At 67.8% G+C, this 23,118-nt stretch carries 23 protein-coding genes and 4 tRNA genes; 11 read left to right on the forward strand and 16 right to left on the reverse strand.

Annotated elements, in window-relative coordinates; all coding sequences use genetic code 11:
• The first annotated feature begins 180 nt into the window (after positions 1–180).
• Positions 181–1,071 (forward strand): proline iminopeptidase-family hydrolase, encoded by an 891-nt coding sequence (locus A5655_RS14530; RefSeq protein ID WP_067011166.1) that lies wholly within the window; start codon positions 181–183, stop codon positions 1,069–1,071.
• A 58-nt stretch (positions 1,072–1,129) separates the two neighbouring features.
• Here the strand turns inward: A5655_RS14530 and A5655_RS14535 are convergent, their stop codons facing one another.
• The 4 genes from A5655_RS14535 to A5655_RS14550 are packed head-to-tail and all read right to left on the reverse strand — an operon-like array spanning position 1,130 to position 5,259.
• On the reverse strand, positions 1,130–1,897 hold the full coding sequence (locus tag A5655_RS14535) for an enoyl-CoA hydratase/isomerase family protein (protein ID WP_067011167.1): 768 nt from the start codon (positions 1,895–1,897) through the stop codon (positions 1,130–1,132).
• A complete protein-coding gene (locus tag A5655_RS14540; RefSeq protein ID WP_067011168.1) occupies positions 1,898–2,986 on the reverse strand; it encodes an acyl-CoA dehydrogenase family protein in 1,089 nt (362 codons plus the stop codon). It abuts the gene before it with no gap.
• Positions 2,973–3,878: an acyl-CoA dehydrogenase family protein gene (locus A5655_RS14545; RefSeq protein ID WP_067011169.1), complete on the reverse strand. Its 906-nt coding sequence runs from the start codon at positions 3,876–3,878 to the stop codon at positions 2,973–2,975. Before A5655_RS14545 ends, A5655_RS14540 begins: the two co-directional genes overlap by 14 nt.
• On the reverse strand, positions 3,856–5,259 hold the full coding sequence (locus tag A5655_RS14550; protein ID WP_067011170.1) for a class I adenylate-forming enzyme family protein: 1,404 nt from the start codon (positions 5,257–5,259) through the stop codon (positions 3,856–3,858). The genes A5655_RS14545 and A5655_RS14550 overlap by 23 nt, the downstream gene beginning before the upstream one ends.
• 100 nt (positions 5,260–5,359) lie before the next feature.
• Between A5655_RS14550 and A5655_RS14555 the strand changes: the two genes are divergently transcribed.
• The 3 genes from A5655_RS14555 to A5655_RS14565 are packed head-to-tail and all read left to right on the forward strand — an operon-like array spanning position 5,360 to position 7,304.
• Positions 5,360–5,704 (forward strand): 2Fe-2S iron-sulfur cluster-binding protein, encoded by a 345-nt coding sequence (locus tag A5655_RS14555; protein WP_067011171.1) that lies wholly within the window; start codon positions 5,360–5,362, stop codon positions 5,702–5,704.
• A gap of 19 nt (positions 5,705–5,723) precedes the next feature.
• Positions 5,724–6,038: a DUF4286 family protein gene (locus tag A5655_RS14560; protein ID WP_067011172.1), complete on the forward strand. Its 315-nt coding sequence runs from the start codon at positions 5,724–5,726 to the stop codon at positions 6,036–6,038.
• 3 nt (positions 6,039–6,041) lie between these two features.
• Positions 6,042–7,304: an amidohydrolase family protein gene (locus tag A5655_RS14565; protein WP_067011173.1), complete on the forward strand. Its 1,263-nt coding sequence runs from the start codon at positions 6,042–6,044 to the stop codon at positions 7,302–7,304.
• Positions 7,305–7,372: 68 nt separating this feature from the next.
• On the opposite strand, the gene A5655_RS14570 is transcribed toward A5655_RS14565, so the two are convergent.
• Both A5655_RS14570 and A5655_RS14575 read right to left on the reverse strand, forming a co-directional pair.
• On the reverse strand, positions 7,373–8,296 hold the full coding sequence (locus tag A5655_RS14570) for an LLM class flavin-dependent oxidoreductase (protein ID WP_067011174.1): 924 nt from the start codon (positions 8,294–8,296) through the stop codon (positions 7,373–7,375).
• Positions 8,293–9,186, reverse strand: coding sequence for an SDR family oxidoreductase (locus tag A5655_RS14575; RefSeq protein WP_067011287.1), 894 nt, complete (start codon positions 9,184–9,186; stop codon positions 8,293–8,295). Before A5655_RS14575 ends, A5655_RS14570 begins: the two co-directional genes overlap by 4 nt.
• A gap of 166 nt (positions 9,187–9,352) precedes the next feature.
• Here A5655_RS14575 and A5655_RS14580 point away from each other — a divergent pair, with 166 nt between their 5' ends.
• On the forward strand, positions 9,353–10,246 hold the full coding sequence (locus A5655_RS14580; RefSeq protein WP_067011175.1) for a LysR family transcriptional regulator: 894 nt from the start codon (positions 9,353–9,355) through the stop codon (positions 10,244–10,246).
• A 15-nt stretch (positions 10,247–10,261) separates the two neighbouring features.
• Here A5655_RS14580 and A5655_RS14585 read toward each other — a convergent pair whose 3' ends face one another.
• The 4 genes from A5655_RS14585 to A5655_RS14600 are packed head-to-tail and all read right to left on the reverse strand — an operon-like array spanning position 10,262 to position 14,237.
• Complete coding sequence (locus A5655_RS14585) at positions 10,262–11,293, reverse strand: CaiB/BaiF CoA-transferase family protein (RefSeq protein WP_082978662.1); 1,032 nt, start codon at positions 11,291–11,293, stop codon at positions 10,262–10,264.
• Positions 11,290–12,246 carry an LLM class F420-dependent oxidoreductase gene (locus A5655_RS14590; protein WP_067011176.1) on the reverse strand — a complete coding sequence of 319 codons (957 nt, stop codon included), beginning with the start codon at positions 12,244–12,246 and terminating at the stop codon, positions 11,290–11,292. The genes A5655_RS14585 and A5655_RS14590 overlap by 4 nt, the downstream gene beginning before the upstream one ends.
• The gene (locus A5655_RS14595) at positions 12,231–12,659 is read right to left on the reverse strand and encodes a cobalamin-dependent protein (RefSeq protein ID WP_067011177.1); all 429 of its coding nucleotides are present in this window, start codon (positions 12,657–12,659) and stop codon (positions 12,231–12,233) included. The genes A5655_RS14590 and A5655_RS14595 overlap by 16 nt, the downstream gene beginning before the upstream one ends.
• Positions 12,660–14,237, reverse strand: a complete 1,578-nt coding sequence (locus A5655_RS14600) for a methylmalonyl-CoA mutase family protein (RefSeq protein ID WP_067011178.1) — start codon at positions 14,235–14,237, stop codon at positions 12,660–12,662.
• 92 nt (positions 14,238–14,329) lie between these two features.
• Here A5655_RS14600 and A5655_RS14605 point away from each other — a divergent pair, with 92 nt between their 5' ends.
• Positions 14,330–15,154 (forward strand): NAD(P)-dependent oxidoreductase, encoded by an 825-nt coding sequence (locus A5655_RS14605; RefSeq protein ID WP_067011179.1) that lies wholly within the window; start codon positions 14,330–14,332, stop codon positions 15,152–15,154.
• Between the two features lie 4 nt (positions 15,155–15,158).
• Here A5655_RS14605 and A5655_RS14610 read toward each other — a convergent pair whose 3' ends face one another.
• The 3 genes from A5655_RS14610 to A5655_RS14620 all read right to left on the reverse strand — a co-directional run bounded on the left by A5655_RS14610 (position 15,159) and on the right by A5655_RS14620 (position 17,360).
• Positions 15,159–15,971, reverse strand: a complete 813-nt coding sequence (locus A5655_RS14610; protein ID WP_067011180.1) for a methyltransferase domain-containing protein — start codon at positions 15,969–15,971, stop codon at positions 15,159–15,161.
• Between the two features lie 63 nt (positions 15,972–16,034).
• On the reverse strand, positions 16,035–16,718 hold the full coding sequence (locus A5655_RS14615; RefSeq protein WP_067011289.1) for a M15 family metallopeptidase: 684 nt from the start codon (positions 16,716–16,718) through the stop codon (positions 16,035–16,037).
• A 36-nt stretch (positions 16,719–16,754) separates the two neighbouring features.
• Positions 16,755–17,360 (reverse strand): TetR family transcriptional regulator, encoded by a 606-nt coding sequence (locus tag A5655_RS14620; RefSeq protein WP_067011290.1) that lies wholly within the window; start codon positions 17,358–17,360, stop codon positions 16,755–16,757.
• A gap of 62 nt (positions 17,361–17,422) precedes the next feature.
• On the opposite strand from A5655_RS14620, the gene A5655_RS14625 reads away from it, so the two are divergent.
• From A5655_RS14625 to A5655_RS14640, 4 genes are all read left to right on the forward strand, one after another.
• Positions 17,423–19,135 carry a CocE/NonD family hydrolase gene (locus tag A5655_RS14625; RefSeq protein ID WP_067011181.1) on the forward strand — a complete coding sequence of 571 codons (1,713 nt, stop codon included), beginning with the start codon at positions 17,423–17,425 and terminating at the stop codon, positions 19,133–19,135.
• Positions 19,136–19,220: 85 nt separating this feature from the next.
• A complete protein-coding gene (locus tag A5655_RS14630) occupies positions 19,221–20,363 on the forward strand; it encodes an LLM class flavin-dependent oxidoreductase (RefSeq protein WP_067011182.1) in 1,143 nt (380 codons plus the stop codon).
• A gap of 19 nt (positions 20,364–20,382) precedes the next feature.
• On the forward strand, positions 20,383–20,835 hold the full coding sequence (locus A5655_RS14635; protein WP_067011183.1) for a tautomerase family protein: 453 nt from the start codon (positions 20,383–20,385) through the stop codon (positions 20,833–20,835).
• Between the two features lie 61 nt (positions 20,836–20,896).
• On the forward strand, positions 20,897–22,549 hold the full coding sequence (locus A5655_RS14640) for a PE-PPE domain-containing protein (protein WP_067011184.1): 1,653 nt from the start codon (positions 20,897–20,899) through the stop codon (positions 22,547–22,549).
• Between the two features lie 21 nt (positions 22,550–22,570).
• Here A5655_RS14640 and A5655_RS14645 read toward each other — a convergent pair.
• The 3 genes from A5655_RS14645 to A5655_RS14655 all read right to left on the reverse strand — a co-directional run bounded on the left by A5655_RS14645 (position 22,571) and on the right by A5655_RS14655 (position 22,851).
• Positions 22,571–22,647, reverse strand: a tRNA-Phe gene (locus tag A5655_RS14645).
• Between the two features lie 26 nt (positions 22,648–22,673).
• Positions 22,674–22,750: transfer RNA gene (locus A5655_RS14650), tRNA-Asp, on the reverse strand.
• 28 nt (positions 22,751–22,778) lie between these two features.
• A tRNA-Glu gene (locus tag A5655_RS14655) sits at positions 22,779–22,851 on the reverse strand.
• Positions 22,852–22,986: 135 nt separating this feature from the next.
• Between A5655_RS14655 and A5655_RS14660 the strand changes: the two genes are divergently transcribed.
• Positions 22,987–23,062: transfer RNA gene (locus A5655_RS14660), tRNA-Lys, on the forward strand.
• Positions 23,063–23,118 lie beyond the last annotated feature (56 nt).

The raw sequence follows: 23,118 nt of genomic DNA on the forward strand, positions 1-23,118 counted from the left end.
AACGATAAACCTGTCTCGTAACCGATCCTGCCAGAGCGCCGGGGTCGGCCGGCGACGACGCGGACAGCGACGAATTCTGGCGCCGGCTGATGTAGCTGCGCGAACCCGCCGAGCCATGACTTGCCTACACTGCTGGTGAGATGGCCGCTCGACACCTGATCCAGGGGGCTTTGGCTGAGCATGACCGGTGACGAGACATTGCCGGAAGGGACGATCGCGGTCCCCGGCGGCAACGTATGGTTCAAACGGGTCGGTGGCGGCATGGGTCATCCGCTGCTCGTGGTCCACGGAGGCCCCGGGCTACCGCACCAATACTTGAGCTCGCTGCAACGGTTGGCCGACGAGCGGGAGGTCGTCTTCTGGGACCAGCTCGGCTGCGGGAATTCCGACTGTCCGTCCGACCCGGGACTTTGGACGATGGAGCGTTCGGTTGCTGAGATGGACGCCGTGGTAAGAGGCTTGGGGATGAGCCGCTTCCATATCTTCGGAAACTCGTGGGGTGGCATGCTGGCGCAACAATATGCCCTCGATGTGTCCTCGGGAGCCACCAGCCTGACCATCTCCAACAGCATCGCGTCGATACCCGAGTTCTCGAACATGGTGGCGCGCTTGAAATCCGAGCTGGACCCGGCAACCCAGTCGGCTATCGACCGTCATGAAGCGGCCGGAACCACCCATGCCGCCGAATACCAGGCCGCCATCCGCACCTGGAACGAAACCTACCTGTGCCGCGTGCGTCCCTGGCCCAGGGACCTCGAGGACGCGTTCCGGGGGATGGGAGCCGAGATCTTCGAGACGATGTTCGGCCCCAGCGACTTTCACATCGTGGGAACCATCCGGAGCTGGGATGTGTTCGACCGGTTACCCGAGATCGCATTGCCGACGCTCGTCGTCGCCGGCAGATTCGACGAGTGCGTGCCGGAACACGCGTGGGAAATGCACCGGCGCATACCGGGTTCGCGGTTCGAGTTGTTCGAGTCGAGCGCTCACATGCCGTTTATCGAGGAGCCCGAGAAGTTCGACCAAGTCATGCGCGAATTCCTGCGGTCGATCGAAGCGCCGCGAGCCTAACCGCACTGCGAAAAAACCGGCCGAAATTCGCGGTGCGGTTCGGCTCGCGGCCGTGCGATCAGTTCTTGCCGGCGTTCAGCTTGGCGACGATCGAGCGGAAATCCTCGGTGGTGAACGACTGGTGCTCGGCCGAAAGCGCATAGTCCAGGCTGGCCAGAACCGCGCGCTCCAGGTGAATGTTGAGCACCCGCTTAGTGCTCTCGACCGCCTGCTGGGGCAACTCCAAAATCTTCTTGGCGCAGGCGATTGCCTCGGCGACGGGGTCGGCCGCCACGTGGTTGGCCAGTCCCAGTTCGACGGCGCGCTGCGCGCTGATGCGGGTGCCGGTCAGCGCGTACTCCTTGGCCAGCAGCAGGCTGATGTGCAGTGGCCAGGTCAGCGGTCCGCCGTCGGCGGCCACCAGGCCCACCTGCACGTGCGGGTCGGCGAGGAAGGCGTTCTCGGCGATGTAGACGATGTCGCTCAGCGCGACCAGGCTGCAGCCGAGGCCGACGGCCGGCCCGTTGACGGCCGCCACCACGGGAATTCGGCAACGTGCCATGCCGAGCACGATCTCGCGTCCGTCCCGGATGGTCTTGGCGCGCAGGTCGGCGTCTTGGGACAGTTCGGCAAGATACGAGAAATCCCCGCCGGCCGAAAACGCCTTGCCACTGCCGGTCAGCACGGCCGCGCGGGCCCCGGGATCGTCGGTCATTCGCTGCCATAGCCGCGCGAGTCCGACGTGGAGGTTGTCGTTGACCGCGTTGAGGTCGTCCGGGCGGTTCAGGGTGATGATCCGCAACGGCCCGTCGGCGCGGACGTCGATTTCGCTTGGCATGTCGTACATTCAGACTCCCAATCCCAGGATTCTCGAGGCGATGATGTTCTTCTGTATCTGTGACGTTCCGCCCATCACGCTCTGGGCGCGACTGTACAGATAGGCGCTGAGCAGGTCCGGGTCACGTGTCCCGCTGACCGCGAGCGCGGCGTGCCCGACCGATTGCTCGACCCAGGTCATCAGCAGCTTGTCGAGCGATCCTTCCGGGCCGTGCGAGATCCCGTCCAGCTGCTCGGACAGCCGCCGCCGGACGTGGTGCGTCAGCATCTCGGACTCGACCGCAGCCCACGCGAGCTCTTCGGGAACCGGGCCGTCGTTGCGCGCGAAGAGGTTTCGGACCAGCTTGCCGTATCGGGCCGCATAGCCGAGCGTGGAGGGCTCGCGCTCGTGCCCGACGACGGTCATGGCGACGGCCCAGCCCTCCCCGGGAGCACCGACCATCCGATCCGCGGGCACCGTGGCGCCGTCGAAGAACACCTGCCCGAACTCGTTGGTGACGCCGTTCATCATCCGCAACGGGCGCTGTTGCACGCCAGGCTGTTTCATGTCGAGCACGAAGGCCGACAGGCCGCGGTGGCGTTTGGCGTCGGGGTCCGTGCGGGCCAACAGCAGACACCAGTCCGCGACATCGGAGTAGCTGGTCCAAATCTTGTGCCCGTGCACCACATAGCTGTCGCCCTCGCGGGTTGCGGTGGTGGTCAGCGATGCCAGATCCGAGCCGGCGCCGGGCTCGGAGAAACCCTGGCACCACCGTTCGGTGCCGTTGATGATGCCGGGCAGGAAGCGCTTCCGTAGCTCGTCGCTTCCATGGTGGCCGATGCCGAAGACCAGATAGCCCACGCTGGGGCGGGGCGGGGCGCCGGCGCGCACCAGTTCCTCGTCGACGATGACGTCGTACACCGGCGGCAAGTCCCGGCCGCCGTAGTCGCGGGGCCAGGACAGGCCGAAAAAGCCGTTGTCGTACAGGGCCCGGTGCCAGTCGGCCATGCGTTCCCAGTACTCGTCCCCCGAGCCGGAATACTCCTTGGCGTGCAAGGCAAGCCAGGACCGCAGACGCTCCCGGAAGGCGGCCTCGTCGGGCGAATCACGAAAGTCCAAAGTCGATCTCCTTCAGCGTGACGGGCCAGAGTTCGGTCGATGTCAGCGCGCGGCGCAGGTACACATGGGCGATGCATTCCCACGTGTTGCCGATGCCGCCGTGCACCTGCACCGCGGTCTCGCACACGGTGCGCGTGGCGCGCGCGCAATACACCTTGGCGACCTGCGCGGCCCTGATGGCCTCGACGGGCGTGAGTTCGTCCACCGCCCAGGCGGCGTGGCGCAGCACGCTCACCGAGCCTTCGATCAGCGCCCGGCTTTCGGCAAGCAGGTGTGCGATGGCCTGATACGACCCAATGGTTTTGCCGTACTGTTCGCGAATTTTGGCGTAGTCGCACGCGACCGCGTGCGCGCCCCGCGCGATACCGACCAGGTCCGCGGACGTGGTGACGAGCGCGAGGGCCAGCCACCGCTCGGCCACGTCGGACGACACCTCACCCAGAGTCGTCGGCGATCCCATCGCGTCGGCCTCGGCGCGGGTCAGGTCCGCGCCGGCGCGAGTGGCGGCCACGTCGGTGGCCAGGACCGCGGTACCGGAGAGCGACAGGGCGCGCCGCGCGCCCCGGGCGTCGATCACCCGGTCGTCGACCGCGACGGTCAAGCCCCCGCCGTCGGCGCCGACATGGCGCGCCAGATCCTCGGCCAGCACCGGCCCGAGGAACGGCGCGTCGACCAATCGTCGCCCGAATTCCTCGGCGACGATGGCAACTTCGACGCCGGAGGCGCCGTCGGAGCGCAGCGAGCGCCACCCGGTCGCTTCAATCTGCTTGTCCAGCCGCGCGATTCGGCTCGGGTCGTCGAGATCCTGAACCGCCCCCGGCCCGAGATCATCGGCCAGTTTGGCGGCGGCGTCACGCAGCTGCTGCTGCTCAGCTGTCAGACGTACATCCATAAGACTCCTTCAGCACTCGGCGCAGCACCTTGCCCGAGGGCAGGCGCGGAATATCGTCCACGAACACGATGCGGCTCAGGTGTTTGTAGGACGCTAGCTTCTCGTCCACCCGGGCGGTGAGGTCGGATGGGTCGACGGGCGCGCGCGCCGCGACCGCCGCGACGATCGCCTCGCCGTTGATGCCGTCGGGGACGCCGAACACCGCGCAGTCTTTGACGGCCGGATGACCGTGCAGCACCGTCTCGATCTCGGCCGGCGCGACCTGGAAACCGCGAACCTTGATCATCTCTTTGAGGCGGTCGGTGATCCGCAACCAGCCGGCGCCGTCGAGCCAGCCGACGTCGCCGGTGCGATACCAGCCGTCGCGGATCGCCTCGGCGGTCGCGTCGGCGGGCAGGTAGCCAGCCATCAGCGACGCCGACCGCGCCTGGATCTCGCCGACCTCCCCCGGGCCGACGGGCTGTCCCGTCTCCAAGGACACCACCCGCAGGTCCACCCCCGGCACCGGGCGCCCGACCGCGTCAAGTCGCGCCCCCTGCAGCGGATTACACGCGATGACGGGCAACTCCGTGGTGCCGTAGGCGGGGACCCAACCGACGCCGGTCCGCCGGGTGACGGTCTCGGCGACGCTGGGGCTGACCGGCGTCGCCCCCCACATGATGAAGCGAAGCGAGGACAGGTCGTAGGTTTCGAGCCGGGGGTGCGACGCGATGGCCAGCGCGATGGGCGCGACGGCCATTTCGACTGTGATGCGGTCTTCTTCGATGGTCTGCAGCATCCGGTCGATGTCGAATCGCCGATGCAGCCGCATCCGGGCGCCGGTCCGCAGCGCGGTGAGGATGTTGAGCAGGCCGAGGATGTGTGACGGCGGAGTGGCGACCTGAATCCGGTCGTTTCGGGTCAGCTCCAGGGCCGCGCGCCAGTGCCCCACCGCGGCCTCCAACGCCGCGCGGGTGTGGCGCACCGCCTTCGGCAGGCCGGTGGTGCCCGAACTGAACACCAGCACCGCGTCGGCGCCGTCCGGCGACGACCCCGCCGGAGGCTCACCCGTCGGGACCGGATCGTCCAGGTGCAGCATCGGCATCAGGCCGCCCAGCACCGGATGGTCGCCGACGGCGTGCGCCGGGCCGGTGATCGCCAGGGCATGGTCGACCTCGTCGCGCTTCCACGCCGGGCTGATGAGGATCGCGGCGGCACCCAGCCGCCAAATCGCGAGCAGGACGGCCACGAACTCCGGCCGGTTGGACGCCATGACCGCGACCCGCTGACCTGGGACGACACGCTTTTTCGTCAGGGTCGCGGCCAGTCCGTCGGCCAAGACGTCGAGCTGCGGCAGGCTGAACCGCCGTTCCTCGAACACGAGCGCTGCCGGCTCGGTCACGTCCCGTTCCTTCCAGCAGTCCGAACGTCTTGAGAAGACCCTATCGCTCTGTGAGAATAGTATTCTCTATACTGAAGAATGCAAATATGGGAGGGCGGTCATGGCGACGGTCACCACGATCATCGAGGAGACTCCACGGGTGACAGATCCCGCATCCGAGAATGGCGCCGAGGTCGGCACGGTGACGATTCACCTCGACCGCAAGAAGGCGACGGTCCCGCTCGTCCCCGGCGAAACGCTGCTGGAAAGCGCCCGGCGGGCCGGCCTGGAGCCGCCCTTCAGCTGCGAGGCCGGCAACTGCGGCACGTGCATGGCCAGGCTCGAGGAGGGCCACGCGACCATGCGGGTCAACGACGCTCTCGACGACGACGAGGTGGCCGAAGGCTACATTCTGACGTGCCAGGGCGTACCCGACACGGATTCCGTCACGGTGCGCTACGAGTAGCCACGGAGAGGCGGCGGCAATGGCCAAGGGAATCATGTATGTGGAGAGTCTGCCCAGCTCGCCCGATCGCGAGCAGGAGTACAACACCTGGTACGACGAGGTTCACATACCCGAACTGCTCGCGCTCGACGGAATCGTTGCGGCGCGCCGGCTGCGCCCGGTCGATGGGCAGGGCCCGTATGTCGCCATCTACGAACTCGAGGGCGACGACCTTCAGGCCATCCTGGACAACATGATTGCCAACGCCGGACAGCTGAACATGTCCGATGCCCTGCTGTTGGATCCGGCGCCGGTCCCGCGATTGCTGGAGACGACCACCGAGCGCGTCGGTTAGCCCATGAATGCCGATGACCTGATCCTGGTGAGCATTGACGACCACGTGGTCGAGCCGCCGGACATGTTCCTGCGCCACGTGCCCGCCAAATACAAAGACGAGGCCCCGATCGTCATGGTCGACGACAAGGGCGTCGACCAGTGGATGTACCAGGGCAGGCCGCAAGGCGTGAGCGGACTGAACGCCGTGGTGTCGTGGCCGGCCGACGAATGGGGCCGCGACCCAGCCGGTTTCGCCGAAATGCGGCCGGGCGTCTACGACGTCCACGAACGCGTTCGCGACATGAACCGCAACGGCATCCTCGCGTCGATGTGCTTCCCGACGTTCACCGGCTTCTCCGCGCGGCACCTCAACATGACGCGCGAGGACGTCACGCTGGTGATGGTATCGGCCTACAACGACTGGCACATCGACGAATGGGCCGGGTCGTATCCAGACCGCTTCATCCCCATCGCCATCCTGCCGACCTGGACCCCCGAGGGCATGTGCGCCGAGATCCGCCGGGTCGCCGCCAAGGGTTGCCGGGCGGTCACCATGCCGGAACTGCCGCACCTGGAAGGGCTTCCGAGCTACCACGCCGAGGACTACTGGGGCCCCGTGTTCCGCACACTGTCCGAGGAGAACGTGGTGATGTGCCTGCACATCGGCACCGGATTCGGTGCGATCAGCATGGCCCCGGATGCGCCGATCGACAACATGATCATCCTGGCCACCCAGGTGTCGGCGATGTGCGCGCAGGACCTGTTGTGGGGACCCGCGATGCGCAACTACCCCGACCTGAAGTTCGCGTTCTCCGAGGGCGGCATCGGTTGGATTCCCTTCTATTTGGACCGCAGCGACCGTCACTACACCAACCAGAAGTGGCTGCGCCGCGACTTCGGCGACAAGCTGCCCAGTGACGTCTTCCGCGAACACTCGCTGGCCTGCTACGTCACCGACAAGACGTCGCTGAAACTGCGCCACGAGATCGGCATCGACATCATCGCCTGGGAATGCGACTACCCGCACTCGGACTGCTTCTGGCCCGATGCGCCCGAACAGGTGCTGGCCGAGCTGAACGCCGCCGGCGCCGACGATTCCGACATCGACAAGATCACCTGGGCCAATGCCTGCCGGTTCTTCGGTTGGGACCCGTTCGCGCGCACGCCGCGCGAGCAGGCGACCGTTAAAGCACTGCGCGCCAAGGCTACTGACGTCGACGTGTCGATCCGGTCGCGCGCCGAGTGGGCGAGGCTGTATGCGGAGAAGCAGCTCGCGGCGCGCTAGTCGACCTCGAACGTGCGGCTGGCCGCACACTCGAGCCCGAACGTGCGGCTCGCCGCACGTTCGGCTGGCTACTCGCCCTCGGCCAACTCCGGCGCCGGCCTTTCGAGCTCGGCCAGCGCCGGGCCCAGCCCCTCGAGGTGATCGATGCCGGCGCCGAATTCGCCTCCCACCGGCGGCAGCAACGTGACGTGGTCCGCACCGGCGGTGAGGTGTTCGCGGACAGCGGCCGCAACGTCGGACGGATCGCCGTGGGCAACAAGGGCATTGACCATGCGCTCGCTCACCTCGTCGATGTCTTGGGCCGAGTAGCCCAGGTCCGCCAGGCGGGACGCGGAGCCCGGCATCCCGATCATGGCCGACACCGCCTCCCGCGCGGCCCGGATATCGCGGGCGACGGACAGCCCGACGACCAAGAGCTTGTCGGGTCCCAGCGCCCGCCTGGCCTGGGCCGTGAACTCCGGCGGCAGCAAGGCTGGCAGCGCCCCGTCAGCCTGTTGACCCGCCAGCGCCAGCATTTTCGGGCCGTTGGCGGCGATGATCCGGGGATAGGCCGCGGCGGGCGCCGGCGGCCAAGTGGGCGCGTTCATCCCGTTCAGGTAGTCGCGCATGGTGCCCAGCGGGCTGCCGAATTCCCGTCCGACGCTGGCCGCCTGCTCCGGATAACCTACCCCCAATCCCAGGACGATCCGGCCCGGATATGCCTGTGCCAGTTGGGCCGCCGCGGCATTCATGGTCTGCGCCGGCCGCGCCCAAATGTTGGCGATGCAGGTGCCGAACACCATCCGCTCGGTAGCCGGTAGCAGCGTGGCGAGCAGTACCAGGGCGTCCTTACCGATCACCTCGTTGGTCCACACCGCGCGGTATCCGGCGCGTTCGAGCCTGCCCACCGCCTCGCGTTGTAGATCGACGGATAGCGGGTCGGTGAGGGAGACCGGCAGGCACACGCCCACCGGGCCCAACGCATTTCGGGCGTCAGCCACGGTGCCGCTCATTCGCCGAAGTAGTGTCCGGCGTCGAGATCGTCGAGCAGGCCGGCCCGTTCGGGCTTCCAGTCCAGCACCTGCTGCGTGAGGGCGCTCGACGTCGGGTTGTCCAGGGATGCGAAGAGTGCGAGAAAACCGAAGTGACCGGCTTCGTCGGCGGGAATGCTGACTGAGGGCACATTCAGGTGGCGCGCGATGACGTCGGCGATGTCGCGGAACGGCACCCCTTCGTCGGCCACCCCGTGCAAACGCGTTCCGGGGGGCGCCTTTTCGAGAGCCAGCCGGTAGAGATGCGCGGCGTCCAGCGTGTGGAGGGCGGGCCGGCGGTTGCTCCCGTCGCCGATATAGGCCGACTTCCCCGTGTCGCGGGCGGTGTTGATCAGGTGATGGGCAAAGCCGTGGTGGTCCAGGTCGCTGTGCACCAACGGGGACAGCCGAACAACCGACGATCGCACCCCGCGTTCGGCCAGCGCGATCACCGCGTTCTCCGAGTCGACCCGTGGGCCGCCGGGCAGCGTGTCCTCTTCGGTGGCATGGCCGCCCTGCCCCAGGAGCGATAACAGCAGGGTTCCGGACGTGCTGACGAAGGGCCGATCGGAGCCGACGAGCGCCTCCCCGATGGCCTGCACGGCGCGCAGGTCGGTCTCTGCGGCGCCCACGAAGTCGTCGAAGTCGTGTCTGAAAGCGAGGTGTATGACACCGTCGGATGCCGCGGCGGCCGATCGCAAACCGTCGAGGTCGTCGAGGTCGCCCCGGTGCACTCTGGCGCCCTTCGCCGCGAGCGCCGCGGCGGACTCGTCGGAGCGGGCCAGTCCGGTGACGTGATGGCCGGATTGCAGGAGTTCGTCGACGACGGCCGAACCGATGTGTCCGCTCGCGCCGGTCACAAAGACATGCATGGTTGATCCCTTCACTTTGCTTAGCTCTCGCGGCACCCAGTCAATGACCTGGTCGGGCCGACTGTCCAAGACCTGTTTCACATGACGCGATACCGGATCCGCATCACCGCATGTCGATTGCTCTATTGGTCGTAGAAGCAGTTGGGTGTGCCGTTACACTCGGCGCATGACCGAATCGGCATCGCCGGGTATCGATCTCGACCTGCGGCTGGTCGGATACTTCGTCGTGGTCGCCGAACAGCGACACTTCGGCCGGGCCGCGGGCGTCCTGCGCGTAGCGCAGCCGTCGTTGAGTCGGCAGATCCGCCGGCTCGAGCAGCAGCTGGGCGTTCGTCTGTTGGATCGCACGCCGCAAGGCACCCGGCTCACGGAGGCCGGCGAGGTATTTCTGCCGCGGGCCAAGGCGCTGCTGCGCTCGGCCACCCAAGCCGCCGCGCAGGCCCGGGCCGCGGCCCAGCCCAGCCGCATCGCGATCGGATACACGACCGGGATGATCGTCACCCCCGCGGTGCGCGAGATGCGCCGCGAACACCCCGATGCCGATGTGCAAGTCTCGCACCTGGATTGGGGTCAGGCCCTGGACGCATTGCTCGGGCATCGGGTGGACGCGGTGGTCACCCGGCTACCGTTTCCGACCGACGGGCTGCACGTGACCATCCTCTACGACGAGCCCCGGGTGCTGGCGATGTCCGTCGACCACCGACTGGCCGATCGCGATTTCGTGACCCTCGACGACATCGCCGACGAGCCGATGCCGCGAGTGCGGAACTCCGACCCGGCGTGGAGCGCCTACTGGCGAATCGATCCCCGTCCCGACGGGCGCCGGGCGCCGGACGGACCATTCATTGACGCGCTCGAGGACAAGCTCGAAGTGGTCGCCTCCGGGCAGGCGGTGGCCATCACGGCCGGCTTCCACGGCGCCGCGCTGCGGCCCGACATCACCACGGTCCCCCTGAAAGGGGTCGAGCCCTGCCACGTCGTCTTGGCGACGCGCGCCGGGGACCGCAGTCGGCTCGTGGCCGCGTTCCGCAAACTCGCCGAAGCGCACCTGAACCCTTGACGCCCGAACGGCGTCTTAGTCGGCCAGCTCCGGGGGTGGCCGGTACTCGGGCTCAAAGCCCGAAACATGGATCGGGCTGCCGACCAGGCGGAAATCGCCGGCCGTGACAACCACTTCCGGTGTCGCCTTGAGCGCCTCGGGCAGCGTCCGGACCGCCGCGGCCGGGACGCCGAGGGGGCGCAGTCGCCGTTCCCAACCCGCGGCGGTGTCGGTCGCCAGCATCGCCGTGACGACCGCCAGTACCTCATCGCGACGGGCCACCCGCTCGGCCATGGTCTCGAATCCCCCGATGCCCGCCTCGGCGGCGAACGACTTCCAAAAGCCGTCGTGCGTGATGAACAGCGCCAGATACCCGTCCGCGGTTGGGAAGAGCTGAGCCGGAACGTAGTAGGAATGGGCGCCATGCGGCCGCCGCTGCGGCTCGACGCCGCCGTTGAGGTAGGCCGACGCGTGATAGTTGAGCTGCGACAGCATCACGTCGCGCAGCGACACGTCCACCTGCCCGCCCGTTCCGGAAACGATCTTGGCCAAAAGTCCCAGCGCGGCGCACATTCCGGTGGAGTTGTCGGCCGATGAATAGCCGGGCAGCGTCGGAGGTCCGTCCGGGTCGCCGGTTAACGCGGCGGTGCCGACGCCCGCCTGGACCACGTAATCGAAGGCCGGATCATCGCCGCCGTGCAGGCCGAAGCCGGTGATCGCGACGCAGACGATGCGCTCGTTGTGCCGTCGTAGTTCGTCGTAGGTGAGCCCCAGCCGCCGGATGGCCGAAGGCTTGAGGTTGACCAGCAGCGCGTGCGATTCCGCAACCAGCTCACCCAGCTTTCGCTGTCCCGCTTCGGAATTCAGATCCAGCGTGACGCTGGACTTGTTGCGGTTCAGGCTGGCGAAGTAGCTGGCGCCGACCCCGCGAGAGATCTCGCCGCCTCGCGGCTCGATCTTGGTGACCTCGGCGCCCAGGTCGGCCAGCAGCATCGTCGCGTACGGACCGGCCAGCATGGTGCCGACCTCGAGGATGCGGATATCCGATAGCGGCCCGGGAGACGTCACCGCAGTTCCGTTGCGAGCGAGGCGATCATGTCCCGGGTCCGCCGCTTGGAGGCGACGAGTTCGTCTCGGTTGTCGCCGATCGGCAGCAGCCGCACCGACAGGTCGGTCACGCCGGCGTCGGCGAATCGGCGCATCCGGGCCAGGATGGCGTGCTCGTCGCCGGCCGCGCACAGGTCGCCGACATCGCGGGCGTCGCCGCGGTCGAGCAGGCGCTGGTAGTTCGGCGACACCTCGGCCTCGCCCAGGATGCGGTTGGCCCGCTCCTTGGCCTCGTCGACTTGTGCAGGCGCACAAAGGCATACCGGGATGCCCGCGACGATCCGCGGCGCCGGCCGACCGGCATCCGCGGCGGCCTTGGTGATCTTCGGCGCGATGTGGTCGCCGATGGCGCGTTCGTCGGCCATCCACAACACGGTGCCGTCGGCGAGTTCGCCGGCGATCTGCAGCATCACCGGGCCCAGCGCGGCGACCAGCACCGGCATCGGGGTGTCGGCGCCGATGACCGTCGGGTTGTGCACCGTGAACGAATCGTTGTCGACGTCGACCGGTCCGGGTCCGGCGATGGCGGCGTTGAGCACCTGCAGGTAGTCGCGGGTGTAGGCGGCCGGCTTCTCGTACGGCAGGCCGAGCATGTCGCGGATGATCCAGTGGTGCGACGGCCCGACCCCCAGCGCCAGCCGCCCCCCGGCCACCGCGTGCGTCGAGAGCGCCTGGCGGGCCAGGGCAATCGGATGCTGGGCCTGCAGCGGCACCACCGCGGTACCGAGTTCGATGCGCGAGCTGTGTGCGGCCATCAGCGACACCATGGTCAGGCAGTCGAAGTCGTTGGGCACCTGCGGCATCCACGCGGTGTCCAGTCCCGCCGACTCGGCCCACTCGATATCGGAGACGAGCTTGTTCACCTTGCGGGCCATATCGCCACGCTCGGCGCCGATCATCACTCCGACGCGCACTGTGTCTCCTTCGGCTCCGGATCTGGTGTGCCGGTCAGGGCGCGGATCTCGCGCACCAGCACGTCGAGCGGTGTCCCGGTTGGGAATACCGCGGCGGCGCCCGCGGAGATCAGCTTGGGGACGTCGGCGTGCGGGATGGTTCCCCCGACGACGACGGCGATGTCCGCGGCGTCCGCGGCGCGCAACGCTTCGACGGTCCGCGCCGTGAGCGCCAGGTGCGCCCCCGACAGAATGCTCAGGCCGACGACGGCCACGTCTTCCTGCACGGCGATCGACGCGATGTCTTCGATGCGCTGCCGGATGCCGGTGTAGATCACCTCGAAGCCGGCGTCGCGCAGAGTCCGGGCGACGATCTTGGCGCCGCGGTCGTGTCCGTCGAGGCCGGGCTTGGCCACCAGAATCCGCGCGGCCACCTAGAACACCACCGGTTGCTGGAACTCGCCCCACACTCCTTTGAGGGCGGAGACCATCTCCCCGACCGTGCAGTAGGCGTTGGCGCAGTCGATCAGCTTGTGCATCAGATTGTCGGTCCCCTCGGCGGCCTGCGACAGCGCGGCCAGGCTGGATGTTACTGCGGCCGAATCCCTTTCGGCCTTCACCTTGGACAGACGTTTGAGCTGCAGGTCACGTCCTTCGGCGTCGAGCTCATAGGTGACGACATCGTGTTCCGGCTCCTCGGTCACGAACCGGTTGACCCCCACGACGGGGCGGGTGCCGGCTTCGATGTCCTGATGCATCTTGAATGCCTCGTCGGCGATCAAGCCCTGCAGGTAACCGTCCTCGATCGCCTGGACCATGCCGCCGTGGCGCTCCAGGTCGGACATGATCTCGATGATGCGGGCCTCGGTCGCATCTGTCAGGGCCTCCACGAAGTAGGAGCCGCCCAGCGGGTCGGCGACGCTGGCCACCCCCGTCTCGTGGGCGAGGATCTGCTGGGTGCGCAGCGCCAGCGTCGTGGTTTCCTCGGTGGGCAGTGCGAACGGCTCGTCCCACGCGGCCGTGAACATCGACTGGACACCACCCAGCACCGCGGCCATCGCCTCGTAGGCCACCCGGACGATGTTGTTGTGGGCCTGCGGCGCGTACAGCGACGCGCCACCACAGACGCAGCCGAAGCGGAACATTGACGCCTTCTCCGTCGTCGCTCCGTAACGCTCCCGCACGATCGTCGCCCAACGGCGCCGTCCCGCACGGTATTTGGCGATCTCCTCGAAGAAGTCGCCGTGGGTGTAGAAGAAGAACGAGATCTGCGGCGCGAACTGGTCGATCGTCATGCGGCCGCGCTGCACCACGGTGTCGCAATAGGTCACCCCGTCGGCCAGGGTGAACGCCATTTCCTGCACCGCGTTCGCCCCGGCATCGCGAAAGTGCGCACCCGCCACCGAAATCGCGTTGAACCTGGGAACCTCTGCCGCGCAGAACTCGATGGTGTCGGCGATCAACCGCAGGGACGGCTCCGGCGGCCAGATCCAGGTTCCGCGCGAGGCGTACTCCTTCAGAATGTCGTTCTGGATGGTCCCGGTGAGCTTCGCCCGCGGTATCCCTTTTTTCTCCGCGGCGGCGACGTAGAACGCCAGGAGGATCGCCGCCGTTCCGTTGATCGTCATGCTCGTGCTGAGCTTGTCCAGCGGGATGCCGTCGAAAAGGATCTCGAAGTCGGCCAGGGTGTCGACCGCGACGCCGACCCGGCCGACCTCCTCGCCGAACTCGGGGTCATCGGAGTCGTACCCGCACTGTGTCGGCAGGTCGAGGGCCACCGACAGGCCGGTTCCACCCTGCTCCAGCAGATAGCGGTAACGGCGATTGGATTCCTCGGCGGTGCCGAATCCCGAGTATTGGCGGAAGGTCCAGAGCTTGCCGCGGTAGCCGGACGCGAAGTTACCCCGGGTGAAGGGGAACTCCCCCGGCTGCGGAGGCTCCGCGCCTACGTCCGCCGGCCCATACACGGGCTGCAGCGGGAGGCCAGACGGAGTGTGGGCCGTATTATCCATCGGTGAATAACGTACTTGCAAAAAAAGAGAATGCCAATACCACCCGTTTGACCTGGCCAAACGGGTGGCTTTGACCAGGCCGAAGGAGACGAATGGCTAACAAAGTGCTCGCCGACCGCACCGTGGTGATCTCCGGCGGCAGCCGCGGAATCGGGCTCGCGATCGGCATCGCGGCGGCCAGGCAGGGCGCCAACGTGGTGCTGCTGGCCAAGACCGACACCCCCCATCCCCGCCTCCCCGGAACCGTGCACACGGCGGCCGCCGACGTCGAGGCGGCCGGCGGCAAGGCGCTGCCGGTCGTCGGCGACGTGCGCCGCGAGGACGACGTGCAGCGCGCGGTCGACGCCGCCGTGCAGCGCTACGGCGGCATCGACGTCTGCGTCAACAACGCCAGCGCCATCGCGGTAGACCCGACGCCCGAGCTGTCGGCCAAGAAGTACGACCTGATGCAGGAGATCAACCTGCGCGGCACCTTCCTGTTGACCAAGGCCTGCGTGCCCTACCTGCGCAAGTCGGCCAACCCGCATGTCCTCACCATCTCGCCGCCCATCAACATGAATCCCCGCTGGCTCGGCGCCCACCCCGCTTACACGCTGTCCAAGTACGGGATGACCCTGCTGTCGCTGGGTTGGGCGGCGGAGTTCGCGGACGACGGGATCGGCGTGAATTGCCTTTGGCCCCAGACCTATATCGCCACCGCCGCGGTGGCCAACATGGCCGACGGTGACCGGTTGGCGGAGTCGTCGCGCCGCCCCGAGATCATGGGCGACGCCGCCGTCGAGATCATCTCCCGGCCCGCCCGGCAGGCCACCGGCGCCTGCCACATCGATGCCGATGTCCTGCAGGCGGCCGGCGTCGCGGACCTGTCCCGATACGGCGGCGGCGAGCAGCCCATTCCCGACCTCTTCCTGGACTGACAGCCTATGCGCGGCAGATGATTTCGCCGTGCGGCATCGACAGCCAGCCATCCGGGGCCGCGGCCCATGCCAGCCACGCCGCGGAGATCGCCTCGAGCTGTGCGTCCGTGGCCAGGCCCGAAGCCAACAGATCGCGAGCCACCGCGGAGTGCAGGATTCGGTCGGCCCACATTCCGCCCCACCAGTCGCGGGTGTCGGCGGTCGCGTAGCACCAGACGCTGCCCGTCGGCGTGACGTCGTGGAAGCCGGCCGCGAGCGCCCACGACAGCAGCCGCCGGCCGGCGTCCGGTTCGGCGCCGTTGGCACGGTGCGCCTTGCGGTAGAGATCGAGCCACAGGTCCAGCTCGGGAAGCTGTGGGAACCAGATGAAACCGGCGTAGTCGGCGTCACGCGCCGCGACGATCCCGCCCGGCCGGCACACGCGCCGCATCTCCCGCAGCGCGCCCACCGGATCGGCGACGTGTTGCAGCACCTGATGTGCGTGGACGACATCGAATGCGTCGTCGGGAAATTCGAGGCGGTGCACGTCGGCGGTTGCGAACGTGACGTTTGACAGGTTGCGGCCCTCGATTTCGGCGCGCGCCACGTCCAGGACGTCGGCGACTTGGTCGACGGCGACCACCGCCGCGGGGGCGACCCGCGCGGCGAGGTCCGCGGTGATCGTCCCGGGGCCGCAGCCGATGTCCAGCACGGTCATTCCCGGCTTCAGGTGGGACAACAGGTAGGCGGCGGAGTCTTCGGCGGTGCGTCGCCGGTGGCTGCGTAGCACCGACTCGTGATGGCCGTGCGTGTAGCGGGCTTCGGGTTGCTCGTCCATGATCCGGAGCCTAATCGGGCCCCACCCACAATATGAAATCAATGTCTCAGTATATGAGACACCCTAGTCGACCGGGACGTCGAGGATCGGCCGGTCGACCGCCGCGCCCGGACCGTCGAAGTGCCACCACTCCCCGGAGTAGGGGGCCAGGCCGCCGTACTGCATGGCGTCCCGCAACCGGGCCCGGTTCGCCTGTTCGTCGGCGCTGACGCCCTGCGTCGCGTAAGCCGTTGCGCGCGAGGAGAAGTCGTCGAAGTCGGTGCCCATATCCGCCAGGCACAACCCATCGACCTGCCGCTCGGGCGGGCACTGCTGCTGCACGCTGGTGAACGTCACGTCCACCGAACGCCCGGACTCGTGGCTGTGCGCGTACTGGCCCGGGCGGGCCACCCAGGCCGGGTTCGGCACGGCGTTGAACAACTTGACCTGCACGTCGTGCGGCCGGTAGCAGTCCCAGAACACCAGCACGTGTCCCTGCGGGCGCAGCGCCGTGGCGGCCGTCGCCAGCAACGGCGCCATGGTTTGGTGCACCAGGCAGCGTGCGTCGGAGGGATACAGCTGCGTGTGGGTGAAATTGTTGGTCGTCGCGTAGCGCAGGTCGATGATGGCGTCCGGAACCACACTGCGGACGTCGACGAAACCGGCCGCGCGCGCCGCGTCGCTGACCGGCGGCACGTCGGGGCTGGCCTGCGCCGGCGCGGCCGCGACCAAAGCCAGGGCTACCACGAGCGGGAGCGTCACACGCATCCGGTCATTGTCGCCGTTCGCCGACTCCAATCACGTTCAATTCGCGGCGATGTCGCCGTCGACGTAGCGCTGCAGGTTGGGCGCCATCGCGGCGACGACCTCGTCCTCGGGCATCGAGGCGATCGGCTCGATCTTCCAGACGTAACGCAACAACGCGAAGCCGATCAGCTGGCTGGCGATCAGGCCGCTGCGGCGCAGCCGCTCGTCCTCGTCGTCCCCGAGGGTGGACCCACCGATCAGCCCGCGCTCCACGATCAGCCGCAGCTTTTCGCGGGTCTTGGGCTCGTGGGCGGCGGTCAGGACCACCGCGCGCAGGGCGGCCCCGACGTCGTCGTCGGCCCAGATCTGCAGCACGTTGCGGATCAGTCGCTCGCCCAGTTCCGCCTTCGGCGTCGACCACGTCGCGGTGACCGAATCCAGCCACTTCTGCGGCGGCGCGGTGGCGGCGTCGAGCAGGCCCTCCTTGGAGCCGAAGTAGTGGTAGATCAGCGCCGGGTCGACGTCCGCGGCGCGGGCGACGGCCCGGATCGCCGTGCCGGCCCAGCCGTGTTCGGCGAATTCGGCGCGCGCCGCGGAGACGATGCGCGCCGCCAGCACGCCGCGCTCGTCGCGCGGGCCCGGGGTGATCGATCGCTTCGCCACCGCCACACCATACCGCGAAATTTCATCTTGCGTTGAGACTAGTTTCAACGTAGCGTGAAACTATGATTCCGACGCTGAACGGCCCGCAGACCACCGGCCGGCAATACCGCAACCTCAGCGAGCCGCAATACACGAAACGCAGCGACATCAACACCGCGATCGCCGTGCGCGACGGCACAAGGCTGTTGGCCGACGTACATCGGCCCGCCTCCGACGGCCGCTTCCCCGCACTGCTCGCCGCATCGCCCTACCCGCGCCAGGTGCAGGACCTCGGCGCCCCCGCCGGATTCGTCGAGGCCGGGTCGACCGACTTTTGGGTGCCGCGCGGCTATGTGCACGTCATCGCCAACCTCCGCGGCACCAACGGCTCGGACGGCACCTTCACGTTGTTCGACGCCCAGGAACGCAAGGACGTGCACGACCTAGTGGAATGGGTGGCGGCGCAACCCTGGTGCGACGGCAACGTCGGCATGATCGGCATCAGCTACTTCGCGATGACCCAGCTCGCGGCGGCCGTCGAACGGCCACCCCACCTCAAGGCGATCTTCCCGCTGGCCGTGACCGCGGACCTGTACGACGGCGCGAACCATCACGGCCTGTTGAGCTCGTCCTTCGTCACACCGTTCCTCGCCATGACGGGTCTGACCGCCGAGCGCAGCGACGGGTTCTGGCGCAGCAAGCCGGTCGCCCTGGCCCGGCGCGTGCTGAAAAGCCCACGCGTGCATAAGAAGTTCGAGACAGCCAACGGCGAGGCGGCGGTTACCATGCTGCGCCGAGTTCTCCGGTTGCCGCACAACCCACACCCGTGGGACGAATTGTGGCAGGAGGCCGTCCTCAAGCACCCGACCCGCGACGAGTGGTGGGAGCAGCGAAACCTGTTGCCACTGTTGAAGGAAATTGACATTCCCGTGTATCTCGGCTGCGACTGGGAGAACGTGCCGCTGCACCTTCCCTCGACGTTCACCACGTGGAAAGGCTTGTCGGACAACGCTTGCGTCCGGATGGGCATGCTCGGCAAGTACGGTCTGACGTGGCCGTGGGAGAGCATGCACACCGAGGCGCTGGCCTGGTACGACCACTGGCTGAAGGGGCGCGACACCGGAATCACCGACGGGCCACCGATCCGGTACTTCCTGCCCGGCGCCGACGAGTGGCGCACCGCCGACGCGTGGCCGCCATCGCAAGCCCCGCACCGTGAACTTGCCCTGCGCGCCGACGGCACCCTAGACGGGGACGAAGGCGAGCCGGGTGGCCGCGAATTCATGGTCTTGGGCCCAGGCCTGGGACGCGTCAAGCCCAGCGAAATCGATCCGCCGTCGGCGCTGACCTGGACCGGCGAACCGCTCGACGAGGACCTCGACGTGGTCGGCGACATCGAGCTGCGGCTGGTCGCCTCGGCGACGGCGATCGATACCGCCTGGATGGCGATGCTGCAGGACGTGGCGCCCGACGGCGAGGCCACCGATGTGACGGCGGGCTGGCTGCGCGCCAGCATGCGGGAGGTCGACGAGGCGGCCAGCCGCCCCGGCGCGCCGGTCTTGCCGTGCCGCAACGCGCAGGGGGTGCCGCTGGGCGAGGATGTCGAGTATCGAATCCCGTTGGTCCCCAACGCCCGACGGTTCCGGGCCGGCCACCGCATTCGGCTGATTCTCACCAGCGATGACCAGGACCCGTCGGCGCCCGTCATCATGAACTTCCGCCACGCCAGCGTCGGCACCAGCAGCCTGAACACGGTGCGCTCGTCGTCGCGGCTGCTGATGCCGGTGCTCACCTAGCCATTGATCAACCGCGGTCCGTGTTCTATCGTCCCGGGTAGCCGATCGGCTAGTCTCTGGCCGGCGGCCCGCAGGAGAGAACACGATGGCCGGTCTCGGCGTGGGCGTCATGCACAACACGATCAATTCGCGCTTCGGGCCGAAGCCGCTGATCCATGCCGACTACCTGACCGGGCTCGCCTGCGGCGCCGACTCCTTCTGGGTGGCCGACCATCTCAATTCGGTGCTGCCGCCGTCGATGTGGACCCCCAAGCACGTTGGCGCGGCAAAGATCATCCCCAAGATGGACGCCCACCTCGAGCCATGGACGATGCTGGGCTACCTGGCCGGCCGCAACCGGCTCGGCCGCATGCGCCTTGGAGTGGCCGTGACCGACACCGGTCGGCGCAACCCCGCCGTCACCGCACAGGCCGCCGCCTCGCTGCACCTGCTCACCCGTGGCCGGTCGGTGCTCGGAATCGGGACCGGCGAGCGGGAAAGCAACGCGCCCTACGGCGTCGACTGGTCCAAGCCGGTGGCACGCTTCGAGGAGGCGGTGGCCACCATCCGTGCGCTCTGGAATTCCAACGGCGAGTTGGTCACTCGCGACTCACCGTTCTTCCCCTTGCACAAGGCCACTTTCGCGCTGCCGCCGTACAAGGGGAAATGGCCACAGATCTGGATCGCGGCGCACGGCCCGCGCATGATGCGCGCCACCGGGCGGTACGCCGACGGGTGGTTTCCCGGAACGACCCGCGCGGCCGAATACGGCGAGCAACTCGAGATCGTGCGCACAGCGGCCTCGGATGCCGGACGCGACCCCATGGCCATCACGCCCGCGCTCATTCGGTTCATCGTCACCGGCCGGTCGCGCGACGAGATCGACGAAGTCGTGGACAGCGACATCGCCAAAGTGTTCACGCTCAATTGTCCCGCCAAGGACTGGGCCCGCCACGGAGCCGAACACCCGATGGGGAGCGACTTCACCGGAGTGCAGGACCTCATCCCGCAAACCATTGACGAACAGACGGCACTGTCCTACGCGGCCAAGGCCCCGCGATCGCTCGTCCGGGAGTTGTTCGCCGTGGGAACACCCGACGAGGTCCTCGGACAGATCGCGGAGTTCCGCGACAACGGATTGCGCTACCTGGTCGTCGGCAACGCCGGTGCAATCCAACCGAGTCTGCGCAAGAGCGCGTCGGTGACCGCGCCCTACGTCAAGGTCGTGCGCGGCCTGCGGAAGCTGTGAGCGAGGAGATGATCGTGCGATGCCGATGATCGATCTGACGTTCGTGCGCGACTCGGTGGGCGATGACGCGTTGGGCCGGCTGGCCGACGAGCTGGTGAGCGTGCTGCTGCGCGCCGAACGCGCCCCGGACACACCGTTTCTGCGGGAGAACACGTGGGTGTACCTACACCCGGTGGACGCGGGCGAGCTCTCGGTCGGCGGCCGCGGCCCGGGCGCGCCCCGCTTCCGGGTCGACCTGACCGTGTTCGAAGGAGCGCTGGATCAACGCCGCAAGGAACAACTCGCGGCCGACGTGCACGGCGCGGTCTGCGCGGCGGCGGGAATCGAACCGCAGGGCCCGCGGGCGTTTCATGTGTGGACCCTGATCCATGAGATCCCCGAGGGCAATTGGGCCGGCGGCGGCAAGGTCATCTACTACCAACAGGTGAAAGGCCTTGTGGCCGAAGACATGCCCGACGAACGCCTGGCCTGAACGGCCGAACGCCCACCGAGCCCGTCACACCGCCTTATGCTGACGTGGGAGGGAGGGGCCGATGGCGCACGTGCTGGCACCCCCGCCGGTAATCGCGACGGCGGCCGCCGAGATGTCGGCGCTAGGTTCGACGCTCGGCGAGGCCGGGGCGGCCGCGGCGGGCGGGACAACCGGTGTGGTGGCGGCCGCCGCCGACGAGGTGTCCGAGGCGGTTGCGCACCTGTTCAGCGCGTACGGCCAACAGTGGCAGGCGCTGCTTGGGCGAGCGGCGGCGTTCCACGGTGAGTTCGCCCGGGCCCTGGCCTCGTCCGGCAACGCCTACGCCAGCACCGAAGCCGCCAGTGTGGCCGCGTTGGCGGATCCGCCCGTCACCTTCGTGCCGGGCGGAAGTGGAATGCCGTTCCCGCCGCCGGATTTCGTGGCCAACGTGGTGACTAAGTACGTCGCGCCGAATTTCCCCGTCGGCCTGGTGCAAGCACTGTTCATGCCGGCGGGCGAATATCCGGATAGCGGCATCAAAGACTTGATGCAAAACATTTCGATAGCCCGGGGTGTCACGGCCCTCAACAGCGCGATCCAGCTGCAACTCGCCGCCGGAAACACCGTCAACGTTCTGGGCTATTCGCAGGGCGCCAACATCGCCGCGCTGGAAATGCAGTTGTTGGACCCCGCGGGCACGCCGAGCAATTTACCGATCAACTTTGTGCTGCTTGGCAATTCGATGAATCCCAACGGCGGCTGGGATGCGCGGTTCCCGGGTTTGAGCGTGCCGACGTTGGGTTTTTCGACCCTTGGCGCGGTGCCGACGAATGACTTCGTGACCAAGGTTTACACCCTCGAATACGACGGCTGGGCCGACTTCCCGCAATACCCGATCGATATCTTCGCCGACCTGAATGCCGTCGCGGGAATGGTGACCGTGCATGGCGGCTATGAGAGCCTCACGCCTACGCAGATCAATTCGGCTGTGGTGTTGCCGACGCAGGGACCGACGACCACCACCTTCTACATGATTCCGACCCAGAACTTGCCGCTGCTGGATCCGGTCCGATACATCCCCTATGTCGGGAACCCGATCGCGGATTTGGTCCAGCCGGTCTTGAGGCCCCTGGTCAACTGGGGCTACGGCGATCCCAACTTTGGCTGGTCCACCGGGCCGGCCGACGTGACGACCCCGTTCGGATTCTTGCCGCCGCTGAGCGACACCTTGGCGCTGGGGCCGGCCCTGGTCAGTGGGGTCCACCAGGGCATCGGCGCGGCGATCGGCGACCTCAACGCCGAGGGTCCCCCGCAGCTGCCGTCGCTGCAGGATCTATCGCAGGCGCTGACGTCATTCTCATCGGCGCCCGGCACACTGGCCCCGCCCACCGGGCCGCCCTCGATAACCGATCTCATCTCCGGCCTCGAGGCGGCCAACACCCAGATCGTCGGCGGCGCGACGACCGCAGTTTCGACGGCCTATTCCACGCTGCTTCCGACGGCGGACATCGGTACCGCGGTGCTCGTCTCGTTGCCGTCCTACGACTTGAACCTGTTCCTGAACGGGGTGACCCAGATGGTCAACGGTCAGCCCCTCGCCGGGCTCGTCAACGCGGTCGGCTACCCGATCGCCGCCGATGTCGGATTGTTGCCGATGCTGGGCGGTTTGGAGGTCGCGGTCCTAGGGGAGGCCGCATATTCGATCGTCACCGGCACGCCTTACGGGAGCTTCTGATCGAAGCGGAGAATGACCGCTTGGTGGCCAGGGGCGGGATCGAACCGCCGACCTTCCGCTTTTCAGGCGGACGCTCATACCGACTGAGCTACCTGGCCGGAAGGCATTGAGTGCCTCGCCGTGTTGGCGACCCTGACGGGACTCGAACCCGCGACCTCCGCCGTGACAGGGCGGCGCGCTAACCAACTGCGCCACAGGGCCTCGCTTTGCTCCGCGTCGCCGCGTCGCGTACCCCCAACGGGATTCGAACCCGTGCTACCGCCGTGAAAGGGCGGCGTCCTAGGCCACTAGACGATGGGGGCCAGAACCGAATCACTTCGGGGGCACTCGCAACGCAGTTACCGTTGGGAGCCACGTCAGCTTAGGTCACCGCGGGCACAATCCTCAAACGAGCGCCGGCCGAGCCGTGTTCCGAACACAGTATCCTGAACCTTCGCGCCCCTATAGCTCAGTTGGTAGAGCTACGGACTTTTAATCCGCAGGTCCTAGGTTCGAGTCCTAGTGGGGGCACCAAAAACCGCCATGACCTCGGGTGATGCCGGCATTCCGGTGCCGGGCGGCGCCGGACG

The sequence above is a fragment of the Mycobacterium sp. 1081908.1 genome (assembly GCF_001673535.1).
Lineage (GTDB): Bacteria > Actinomycetota > Actinomycetes > Mycobacteriales > Mycobacteriaceae > Mycobacterium.